Source organism: uncultured Oscillibacter sp., from assembly GCF_910579365.1.
Taxonomy (GTDB): Bacteria; Bacillota; Clostridia; order Oscillospirales; family Oscillospiraceae; genus Oscillibacter.
In genome coordinates this window covers 1-5,414 of sequence record NZ_CAJTUX010000115.1, presented here as the reverse complement: position 1 = coordinate 5,414, position 5,414 = coordinate 1, and the positions used below count along the sequence as shown (strand labels likewise).

Here is a 5,414-nt window from a genome sequence, read left to right as displayed (position 1 = left end):
TGTCCCAAAGAATTTCAATCAGCTTTGTCTCATGGAAATACTTCTTGGGGCAGGAAGCGGGATGATCGGCATGAGACTGGCAGATATAGACGTAGTAGCGTATCCCCTTGCTGCTGTTCACATTTTTGTAGCGTACCAAGGGCCGCTTGCAGTCCGCGCAGTAGACCAGCTTTCGGAGGATATTGGGGGTGGTCCCCATCGTGTCATATTTCCCCTGCCGCTCGTGGTAAGTGGTTTTGGCTCTTTCAGCCATCTGCTGAACCACCTGAAAGATTTCTTCCTCCACCAGCGGCTTATGGGTATTGCGAACGATCACCCACTCGGATTTTGGTACACGGCAGGTCTTTCTGCCCTCAGAAAGCCCGGATCGTTTCCTTCCCTGCACCATATGTCCCAGGTAAATCTCGCTGGACAGTATGTTCTTAACGGAGCATACATTCCAAATTGTGTTGGCATAGTGTTCGGATTTTGAATTTCCCTTCAAATAGTGATACCGGCCAGGGGAAGGGACGTTCCGCTCGTTCAGCTTCCGGGCAATGCTCTGATAGCTCATGCCGGAGAACCGCCATTGAAACATTTCCCGGACCACCGGCGCAGTCTCCGGGTCCGGCTCAATCCGGTGATGATCGTCAGCGCATTTCTGATAGCCGTAAATCGCCCAGGTTCCGATAAACTCCCCGTTCCGCTGTTTTGCCGCGAATACGGGCAGCAGCTTCCTGGAAATGTCTTTGCTGTAAACCTCGTTGATGATATTTTTCAGCGGCACAATATAGCCGTCCTGGGACCGTTCGGCAGTCAGCGTATCAAAATTATCGTTGACAGCAATAAACCGCACATCCAGAAGTGGGAAAATCCGTTCCAGATAGTTGCCGGTTTCCCGATAGTTGCGGCCAAACCGGGATAAATCCTTGACCACAATGCAGTCCACTTTCCCAGCCCGCACATCCTCCATCAGCCGCTCGAACTCCGGGCGGTCAAAGTTGGTCCCTGTCCGTCCGTTGTCGCAGTAGAGGTCATAGAACTGCATATCCGGCTGGCTGTCAATGTAGCTCTGAATCAATTCCTGCTGATTGATAATCGTGTCCGCTCCGGGCTTTCCGCTGTCCTCCACCGACAGCCGGACATAGCCGCCCGCCTGATATACCCGCTTGGGCTTTTCTTCGGGGACCGCTACCGGCAGAATGGGATTGACCTTGCGTTTCGTCCTCGCCACCTCAGACCGCCTCCCTTCCAGGAAGGGCTGCTTGCCGGAGCAAATCTACCTGCCACTGAAATTCATCGTGCCAGCGGTAGACAATCTCAACCTTGCGATCACGGAAAATCAGAATGCGCTCAATCAAAGAAACAATCATCGTGCGGTCCAGAGCGTCAATGTTCTGGTACTTGCGAAACTGCTCTATCCAGTCCCGGCCTTCAGAGAGATTGCTCATTTCCCGGCTCATTTCCTCTTGAATGGCCTCGGCCTGTTCCTCTGCCTCGGCGCGGCGGCGGGAGTAGGTCTTTTTTAAGTCCTGGTATTCGTTCCTGTCGATCACGCCGTCAGCAAGGCTTTCATAGAGGGAGCGCAAAAGGGCCTGATTGCGGTCGATTTCTTCCCGCTTCTTCTCCAAACGGCCTTGCAGTTTCCGCATTCCTGCCTGCTGAAGCTGGGCCGTGTCGGTCAGTTCCAGCAGGTCAGAGAGGTCGATCACGTCCTGAATGTGCTTTTTCAAAGCCTCCAATACAATCTCGTTCAGCACCTCCACCCGCAGGGAGTGAGCAAAGCAGCTCTTTTCGTTCTTGTGGGCAGCGCAGACGTAATAGACATACTTCTTCTTGCCGGAGGAAACCGTCTTGCGAATCATGGCCCCGCCGCACTCGCCGCAGTTCACCATACCGGAAAACTGTTCTACCGCCCTGCCGCTGACACTGGTGCGGGTGTCCAGGGCAAGCACCTTCTGGATCGTCTCAAAGTCGTAGCGGTCAATAATGGCCTCGTGGCAGTTCTCCACCACCGCCCATTCCTCGCGGGGCTTCACCACCAGCCGCTTCACCCGGTAGCTGGGGGTGGTCACGCGCCCCTGCTCCAACACGCCGATGTAGACCGGATTTTTCAGAATCCGCAACACCATCCCGGCATCCCACACGGATTCCTCTTTCAGCCGGAAGGACGTGGAGTAGCGCATCCCCTGGGACCGCTTGTAGTCCATGGGAGTGAGGATACCCTCCGCCGTCAGGCGGTCAGCTATATCGCCCGCGCTGATTCCTTCCAGCTTCCATTTGAAAATGTCCCGCACCACACCGGCGGCGTATTCATCTACCAGCAGGCGGTGGCGGTTCTCCGGGTCCTTCCGATAGCCAAAAACAGCAAAAGAGCCGATGAAATCTCCGCGCTGGCGTTTGATCTCAAGCTGGCTCCGTGTTTTCACCGAGGTATCCCGGCAATATGCCTCGTTTATGAGGTTTTTGAACGGGATAACCAGCTCATCAGATTCCGCGTTGCTGTGCAGACTGTCATAGTTGTCGTTGATTGCGATAAAACGCACACCCAGAAAGGGAAATAACTGTTCCAGATATTCCCCTACGCCCAAGTGGTCCCTGCCGAAGCGGGACAAATCCTTGACCACAATGCAGTTAATCTTGCCAGCCTTGACCTCCGCCATCATCTCATGAAAGGCCGGACGGTCAAAATTGGACCCCGTGTAGCCGTCATCCACTTTCATGCCGCACTCCCGCAGTTCCGGGTGGCGCGTCATGTAGTCACGGATCAAATCCTTCTGGCCCGTGACGCTGTTGCTTTCCTCCTTGTCGCCGTCCTCGCGGGACAAGCGCACATAACCGCAGGTATTCCATACCTGTTCAGCGGAAATATTCATATTCTTCTCTCCTAATTGTTAAAGTTAATCAGCAAAACACTTTAACAACCAGGGGAGCGCCGGTTTGTCCTGTTGCCGTCATGTTAACATAACTTCCCGGCAATGTCCAGAGTGTTTTGCAAAAAAGTTTGTGTCAGCATTTGGAGCGTATGTAGGAGAGCATCCGGTCCTCCAGGGTTACATCCGTGTCGGTAAAACTGACCTTCACAACATATTTCCCGTGGCGGTAGCAGTAGGGATTGCCGATCTGCCGGATGAAGTCCAGAATCCTCTCCCGCTTGGGCAAATCGGTGTTGACCTTCACTTCCCGAATATCCCGCAGGCCGGTCGGGTCCACAGTCCGAATATCCACATTCTGCATAGCCTCGATCTGTTCCATGGAATAAGCACACGGTTCCATGTTTGTACCTCCTTTGCGATGAATCAATACCGCCGCAGACCTTCTGGCCTGCGGCGATTTGTGATGTATCAGCCCTTGAAGCGGTAAGGGAGCTTGCGGCCCCCGCGCTGCTGGCTGTTGTACTTGCTGAGAATGACGCGGGCAAACCGCAGGGCGGCTTTGTTGGTGGAGAAGTCCACCTTACCCCGGCGAATGATCTCGTCCGGGTCCACGGCGGACAACCTCTTAATGAAAATCTGATCCACCAGCTCCGTCTCATAGGTCTTGACGAACAGCGCCATACCGGAGAAGATAGACGCTTTAAGGGAGTTGGGGGTCCCATGCCACGCCCCGGCGATTAGGCCCAGCATACGGGAGAAGGCCGCGCCGCCCAGGAGCCGGTAGGCGTTGATAACGGCGCGGGTGGTGGAAATTTCAAAGGGTTCTCCGGTGGGCCGGTCCAGTGCCCAAGTAAAGCCAGCGTCCTCTACCCGCTGCTTCACATCAATGATCTCTGCATTTGCGCCGGATTCTACCAGGGCCTTGGTCGCATGACCCAGCCGCAGTTTTCCTCTGGTCTGGTCCAGCATATAGTACAGCTCGGCCTCCTGCTCATAGGTCAGGCCGGTGTAGATGATGCAGGGGACGATCACATCCCCGCCACCCGCCATCTTTCGCATAGCGGCGATCCGGTGTTGGCCGTCCACTACGTTAAAGTTGCCGTCCCGGAAGCTGACCACAATGGGGGTCAGCAGACAGGGGTTCCACTTGGCGATCAGCTTGTCCACATCCTCCGTCTCCACGGGCCGCTGATAGGGTAGGCCGGAGGTCAGCTTTGCAGTGGAGAGGTCACGGCTCACGCCAGGGTTGTGGTACTTCACTTCGGGGATGGTGGTCTGACGCTCCAAAGGCTCCGTTTTGGAGGCATGACGTTTTTTTCGATAGCTCATTTGTTCATAGTCCTTTCCATTAGATTTAATAAATCCTCCATGGCGGAGAAAATAGTGGCGAACCTCTGCCGGACAAAATTAAATTGCACCGGGGATATGCTGGGAAATACAACTGTGCAGAAGGGGTCGTTATACCATGCGAAATTCTTGTGGAAGGTATCTACAAAGCCGTCAATATCCGCCAGCAGCGTGTCCGGGGTATAACTGCAATCCTTATCGGGGTTTTTCAGATCGGCTACGGATTCCTCTATGCTGGCATAGTGTTTATCGCCCAGGGAGTAGGGAACAGAGGGCGGCATTGGAGGCTCCGGGGGCTGCGGTTCCTCTGCCGGGGCAGGATGGTACTCGCCCATGGATTTGATTTCCCCTGCCGCTAACTGGCTGGCCGCATCCCTCTGCTGCTCCGGTTCCAGACGGGACAGCTTCAAAGCGTCCTTTTTCGTGATTTTGGTGCCGGTGTCCCGGATAATATCCTTTGCTTCGGTAGTCAGATTTTTAGCCGTTTGAATTTGGCGCTTAATTGTGCTGGGATTTACCCCTAGCTTTTCAGCCGTATCTTGGACAAATGATTTTGACGTGGGGTGCATTTTGCACCCCACGTTGTTGCCTTTGGCGCGATTCATCCCCGCAGCTTGGGACGTTCCCGCTTTAGTCTCTGGGTGGAGCGTTTCATAGATTTCCTTCCGGCGCAGAAGTAAATCACTGTACTCCACGGCAGATAAGCCCTTCCTGACCACGTTTTCGTCAACCTCCGCCAGCTCCGCCAGTAGGCCCTCCAAACTGCTGACATTACACTCAATCTCCGTCCATCCCAGCAGTTTTGCCGCTTCCAGCCGGTGCAATCCGGCAATCAGCGTATGCTCCCGGTCAATGGTGATGGGGTTGAGCAAGCCCACCTTGGAAATACTGTCCACCAACTCCTGCACTCCCTCCGGGTCCGCCTTCCGCCGTCCAGCGTTGACTTTGATTTCACTGATTGGAACAAGCATATTTTCACCTCCCTGGCCTCCGGCCTGTTATCGTTCATCCCTACCGGATGGAACACCTGGGGCCGCAGTTGGCCTATGGCTCCAGGTCTTTCATCCGGTGGGCGGGAAGGGCCGCGCCGGTCCTGGCTGTGTCCTCATACTGTAAGGAAATATGACCGGCGCGGGCTCCCTTGAACACCCTTTATGAAAAATGTGTGCCGTATTATCAGGCGGCATGACCGCCCTGCTGCTCTCCCCCGGC

General features: G+C 54.8%; 5 protein-coding genes. All 5 read right to left on the bottom strand.

Features of this window, described 5'->3' with window-relative positions; genetic code table 11:
* Positions 1-1,213, bottom strand: a 1,213-nt coding sequence (locus QZ329_RS14840) for a recombinase family protein (protein WP_295753780.1), incomplete at its 3' end; no start/stop codon positions are given.
* 1 nt (position 1,214) lies between these two features.
* Positions 1,215-2,855 carry a recombinase family protein gene (locus QZ329_RS14835; protein WP_295753779.1) on the bottom strand — a complete coding sequence of 547 codons (1,641 nt, stop codon included), beginning with the start codon at positions 2,853-2,855 and terminating at the stop codon, positions 1,215-1,217.
* A gap of 133 nt (positions 2,856-2,988) precedes the next feature.
* Positions 2,989-3,255 carry a DUF6870 family protein gene (locus QZ329_RS14830; RefSeq protein WP_251316542.1) on the bottom strand — a complete coding sequence of 89 codons (267 nt, stop codon included), beginning with the start codon at positions 3,253-3,255 and terminating at the stop codon, positions 2,989-2,991.
* Positions 3,256-3,323: 68 nt separating this feature from the next.
* Positions 3,324-4,184 carry a DUF6551 family protein gene (locus QZ329_RS14825; RefSeq protein WP_295753778.1) on the bottom strand — a complete coding sequence of 287 codons (861 nt, stop codon included), beginning with the start codon at positions 4,182-4,184 and terminating at the stop codon, positions 3,324-3,326.
* Entirely contained in the window at positions 4,181-5,173 is a 993-nt protein-coding gene (locus tag QZ329_RS14820) for a ParB N-terminal domain-containing protein (RefSeq protein ID WP_295753776.1), read from the bottom strand. The genes QZ329_RS14825 and QZ329_RS14820 overlap by 4 nt, the downstream gene beginning before the upstream one ends.
* Positions 5,174-5,414 lie beyond the last annotated feature (241 nt).